At 63.5% G+C, this 4,735-nt stretch carries 6 protein-coding genes; all 6 read right to left on the reverse strand.

What is annotated here, in order from left to right:
- Positions 1-407: ABC transporter ATP-binding protein (locus O7A61_RS31000; RefSeq protein WP_337132992.1), on the reverse strand; the 407-nt coding region annotated here is incomplete at its 3' end.
- The gene (locus O7A61_RS31005) at positions 407-1,195 is read right to left on the reverse strand and encodes an ABC transporter permease (protein WP_140718387.1); all 789 of its coding nucleotides are present in this window, start codon (positions 1,193-1,195) and stop codon (positions 407-409) included. The genes O7A61_RS31000 and O7A61_RS31005, both read right to left, overlap by 1 nt.
- Positions 1,195-2,064, reverse strand: a complete 870-nt coding sequence (locus O7A61_RS31010) for an ABC transporter permease (protein ID WP_140883364.1) — start codon at positions 2,062-2,064, stop codon at positions 1,195-1,197. Before O7A61_RS31010 ends, O7A61_RS31005 begins: the two co-directional genes overlap by 1 nt.
- A gap of 26 nt (positions 2,065-2,090) precedes the next feature.
- The gene (locus O7A61_RS31015; RefSeq protein ID WP_337132993.1) at positions 2,091-3,170 is read right to left on the reverse strand and encodes an ABC transporter substrate-binding protein; all 1,080 of its coding nucleotides are present in this window, start codon (positions 3,168-3,170) and stop codon (positions 2,091-2,093) included.
- A gap of 39 nt (positions 3,171-3,209) precedes the next feature.
- Positions 3,210-4,184 (reverse strand): PfkB family carbohydrate kinase, encoded by a 975-nt coding sequence (locus tag O7A61_RS31020; RefSeq protein WP_337132994.1) that lies wholly within the window; start codon positions 4,182-4,184, stop codon positions 3,210-3,212.
- The coding region (locus tag O7A61_RS31025; protein WP_337132996.1) for an ADP-ribosylglycohydrolase family protein at positions 4,181-4,735 on the reverse strand (555 nt) is incomplete at its 5' end. The genes O7A61_RS31020 and O7A61_RS31025, both read right to left, overlap by 4 nt.

Below are 4,735 nucleotides of genomic sequence, written 5' to 3' on the forward strand. Positions count from 1 at the left end.
CCGGAGAGTTGATGCGGCCGGCGGCCGCCGAGCTTGCCGAGCTGGACGAGGTCGAGCGCGCGCTGCACTTCCGTGGCGATCGCCGCCTTCGCTTCCCCGCGCACCGAAAGGCCAAAGGCGACGTTGTCGGCGACGCTCATATTGGGAAACAGCGCATAGTTCTGGAACACCATGCCGATGCGCCGCTTTTCGACCGGCACGCGCTCGACGCTTTCACCGCCGATGGCGATGCGGCCGGAATCCGGAAAGTCGAAGCCGGCGATTTGGCGCAGCAGGGTCGTCTTGCCGCTGCCCGAGGGGCCGAGCAGCGCGTAAAAGCCGCCATCGGCAAAATCGATCGAGACATCGTCCAGCGCCTTGTGCGCGCCGAAACTGCGGGAGAGGTTAGCTACCTCGACGCCGGCCATTATTTCTCTCCACCGAATTTGAAGAAGCGTGCCGTCAGCAGCATCAGCGCCATGGATACGACAATGATGATCGTCGAGACCGCATTGATCTCGGGCGTGAAGCCTTTGCGGATCGCGGCATAGATCTCGACCGGCAGCGTCGTTTGGCCGGGCGTCGACAGGAAATACGAGACCACGAACTGGTCGAACGACACGGCGAATGCAAACAGCCCGCCGGCGATCACACCAGGCATGATCCAGGGCAGCGTGACGCGCATGGTCACCTGCCACTGGTTGGCACCGAGCGAACGCGCCGCCTCTTCGAGTTCCGGCGCGAAGGTCTGCAGCCGGGCAGAGACGACGACGATCACATAAGGCAGCGCCAGCGCCACATGGCCGAGCAGGATGGCGACGAGCCCGCGGCCGATGCCGACGCCGAAGAAGAAGATCAGCATCGCCGTGCCGGTGATCAGCCACGGAATGGCGATAGGCGGGAAGAGCAGCGCCTGCAGGAATTTCTTGCCGCGGAATTCGTAGCGGTAGAGCGCGAGCGAAGCCATCACGCCCAGCACCGTTGAGATGATCGTGGTGATGACGGCGATCTCGATGCTGTTCCAGGTTGCCGCGATCAGCTGGTCGTTCTGCCAGAGCGAAGCGTACCAGTCCGTCGTCCACTCGAACGGCAATTGGTAAAAGGGCGACGTGTTGAACGACATCAGCGCCATGATGATGATCGGCAGATAGAGGAAGGCGAGCAGCAGTACGATGTAGAAGCGCCCGAGCCATTCGAGGATGCGCGTCGTCGCCATCAGCCTGCCCTCCGCAAAACTGGAGCGGCCAGCGCCAGGATGATCAGCACGACCGCCAGCAGGATGAAGGACAGCGCAGCACCCAGCGGCCAGTTGAAGACGGCGACGAACTGGTCCTCGATGACTGTGCCGTAGAAGGTGCCGGTGCGGCCGCCGAGGATGCGTGGCTCCATGAAGGAGCCTACCACCGGCACGAAGATCAGCGCTGAACCGGCGATCAGGCCAGGCATCGACAGCGGGATGATCACCCGCCACAGCACCTGCCGCCGCGTGGCGCCGAGCGACCGGCCGGCTTCGATCAGCGAGTCGTCGATGGCCTGCAGCGTCAGGTAACAGGTCAGAACCATGTAGGGCACGTAGGAGTGCACAAGGCCGATGATGACGGCGGGATAGGAATACATCAGATCGATGTTGATCTTGAACGGCAGCACCGCGTTGAGCGCCGTATCGAGAATGCCGCCTTCGCGCAGCACCATGGCCCACGAGAAGATGCGCACCAGCCCGTTCGACCAGAAGGGCAGGATGACGAGCAGGAAGATCGCCTCGCGGCTGCGGCCCTTCAGCACCTTGGCCAGCACATAGGCTGCCGGGTAGCCGATGACGACGCACCACAATGTGACCTCGAGCCCGAGACGCAGCGATGCGAGCAGCAGTTTCGAATAGAGGCTTTGCGAAAAGAAGGCCGCGTAGTTGCCGAGCGTGAACGACCACTCCTTCCCGGCCAGGGGCAGGTCGGTCATGAAGGAGAAGAACACCATGGCCGACAGCGGCAAGAAGATCGCCACCGTCAGCCACAGATAGGCGGGCAGGAGAAGCGGCAGGGCGGGCCTCAATCCACGGCGCGAACCGATCGCAAGCTGGTCAGCCATTTTGCCTCTCCTCCGAAAGAGGCCCGTTACTTCACGTTGACCTTCAGCTCCTGCCATAGCGCCAGGTACTTCTCGCGCTGCTCGTCGGTGATCGGCGCCTGGAACTGGATGCGCTTGGCGACCTCCGGATCACCCATCACCTTGCGGTTGAAGGCATCCCCGGGCAGTGCCTCGACCGCCTTGGTGTTGGCGGAAACGGGAGCGCCGACCTTGGTGACCCATTCGACATAGAACTTCGGATCGATCATGTAGTTGATGAAGGCCTCGGCGCCGGCGACATTCTTGGAGCCGACCGGGATCGAGAAGGCGTCGAGCCAGGCAACCGAGCCTTCCTGCGGGATGACCAGCGAGACCGGCAACTTGAAATGCGTCTTGGCGCGATCGGCCGAGCCGCTCCAATAGGTGCCGATGTCGATCTGGTTGGAGGCGACCATCTGGTTCCAGTCGTTCTCCGAGCTCCAGAAGGTCTTGATCTGCGGCATCAGCGAGGTGAGCTTCGCTTTGACCGCTTCCATATCCTTGATGTCGTTGATGTTCTGTCCCGAAGCCAGCGCACCGAACTGCACCGCCTCGACGGCGTCGTCGCGGATGATGACGCGCCCCTTATGGGCCGGGTTCCACATCTCGGCGATGCTCGTCGGCGGCTTGTCGAACGACTTGTCATTGATGGCCAGCGCTGTCAGGCCCCACACCCAGGGCACACCATAGACCTTGCCGTCATGGTCAAGCATCGGCGAACCGGCCTTGTCCTTGGCGATGTCGGCATAGTTGGAGAGTTTTGAGACATCGATCGGCTGGATCAGCTTGCCGGCCATCGCCTGGTCGTTGAAGGCGGCGTTGATCATGACGACGTCGTAGAGGCCGGGATTGGTCCGGATCTTGGTCAGCATCTCCTGTTCGGAGTTGAAGAAGTCGTTGACCACCTTGAAGCCGGTCGCCTTCTCGAAATTGGCGACCGCCCACGGCTCGTCGGCACCATAGCCTTTCCAGTTGAGCACATGCACTTCCTCGGCCGCTTGTGCTGCCAAAGGGAATGCATAAACCATGAATGCTGAGACGAAGACGGCGGTCGCCGTCAGAAAAGCGGTCAGTCTGGGCATGCGCATGTTTTCTTCCTCTCATTGTTTGCCCGGTTGATGGACTTGTTAAGTTGCAGTCGCTTCCTTCCGGCCATGCGCCGTCGTTGCTTGGGCGTGCTGGGTCAGGAATTCCTGGGTTTCTTCATGCGTAGGTGCCGAGGACCCGCCATGGCGGGTGACTGAAAGGGCTGCCGCAGCGTTGGCGTAGCGGGCCGCCTCGCAGGGCGGGATGCCGCGCGACAAGGCACTGGTGAAGGCGCCGATATGCGTGTCGCCGGCGCCATTGGTATCGACGGCCTCCACCTCGAAACCGGGCACCGCGCGAGTGCCGCCATCGGCTATGCGCACGAGGCAGCCATGCGCACCGGCGCGGATGACGACGCCTTCGGCCCTGGGGCAGTGCTCGGCGAGCAATCGGATCGGGACGGTCTGGGCATCGCCGGGGCCGGCGATTTCGGCGGCCTCGTTGGTGTTGCAGCTCAGCCAGGTCGTCCGCACCAACACCCTGTTCAGGATTGGCCGCGGAATGTGGGCGATCACCGGCGTCGGGTCGAAGACCAAAGGAATGCCGGCCGGCAGCGCCTCGATCCAGTCGGCGAGCACATCACGGCTGTCGGGATAGCTCAGCGTGTAGCCCGAGGTGAAAACCCAGTCCCCCGCTATGATCGTGACAGGCGCCATCATGGCCGGCGTGAGCTGGCTCTCGGCCCCTGGCCACGAGACGAAGGTGCGTTCGGCGTCGCCGCTAATCATGGCGACGCAATTGCCGCTGTCCATCGAGGGCGACGGCGGCGTCAGCGTCTCGATGCCTTCGGCCGCGAAAGCGGCCCGCAGGAAGTCGCCGTCCGGACCGGTGCCGAGTTGGCCGCCGAATACCACCTTCATGCCGGTGCGACTTGCCGCGACCATCATGTTGAAGCCACCGCCGGCAACCCGTGCGTAGCTCGTCGCGGTCTTTTCCGTGCCCGCCGCCGGCAAGGCATCGATGCGGTAGACGTAGTCGACCACGGCGCTGCCGACATGGACGAGCCGTCCCCTCATGCGGCGTCCTCCTTGCCTGGGCCAGTCTTGGAATGACGCGCGGCGACCAGATCAAGAGCCAACGTGCGGACGTCAGCGACGTCGATACCATGCAGTTCGCAGATGCGATCCTGCGGCAGCTTCGACAGACCGGCACAGGCACCGGCCATGGCGGCGGCAATCGCCCCGATCGTGTCGGTGTCGCCGCCGAGATTGGCTGCGATGACCGCAGCCCGCCATGCATCGCCTTGCGCGACCTCCAGCACCGCGAATGCCGTCGGCACCGATTCCTGACTTGCGACGCCCGTGCCGACCAGCTCGACGATCAGCTTGATCGCTTCCTTCTCACCCTTGCCGCGAACAAGGTCCTGTGCCCAGAGGATGCGCGCAGCGATGTCGCCGCCGGTGACCCAATGGCCGAGCGCGGCGCCAAGTCTTGCCGCTGCGACCCCATGGCTGCAAGCGGCGCGCCAGTCGCCACCCGAAATACCGAGACTGACAGCGGCAGCGACCGCGGCAGCCGATGAAATGGCGATCGAAGTATTGTGCGTGGCCCGGCAGGTTTGCGCGAC

It is taken from the genome of Mesorhizobium sp. Cs1321R2N1 (assembly GCF_037179725.1).
GTDB lineage: Bacteria > Pseudomonadota > Alphaproteobacteria > Rhizobiales > Rhizobiaceae > Mesorhizobium > Mesorhizobium salmacidum.

Bases quoted from the DNA above. Each gene is read 5' to 3' on its own strand.
- O7A61_RS31010 (WP_140883364.1), bottom strand. From the start codon at position 2,064: ATGGCTGACCAGCTTGCGATCGGTTCGCGCCGTGGATTGAGGCCCGCC.
- O7A61_RS31005 (WP_140718387.1), bottom strand. From the start codon at position 1,195: ATGGCGACGACGCGCATCCTCGAATGGCTCGGGCGCTTCTACATCGTA.
- O7A61_RS31015 (WP_337132993.1), bottom strand. From the start codon at position 3,170: ATGCGCATGCCCAGACTGACCGCTTTTCTGACGGCGACCGCCGTCTTC.
- O7A61_RS31020 (WP_337132994.1), bottom strand. From the start codon at position 4,184: ATGAGGGGACGGCTCGTCCATGTCGGCAGCGCCGTGGTCGACTACGTC.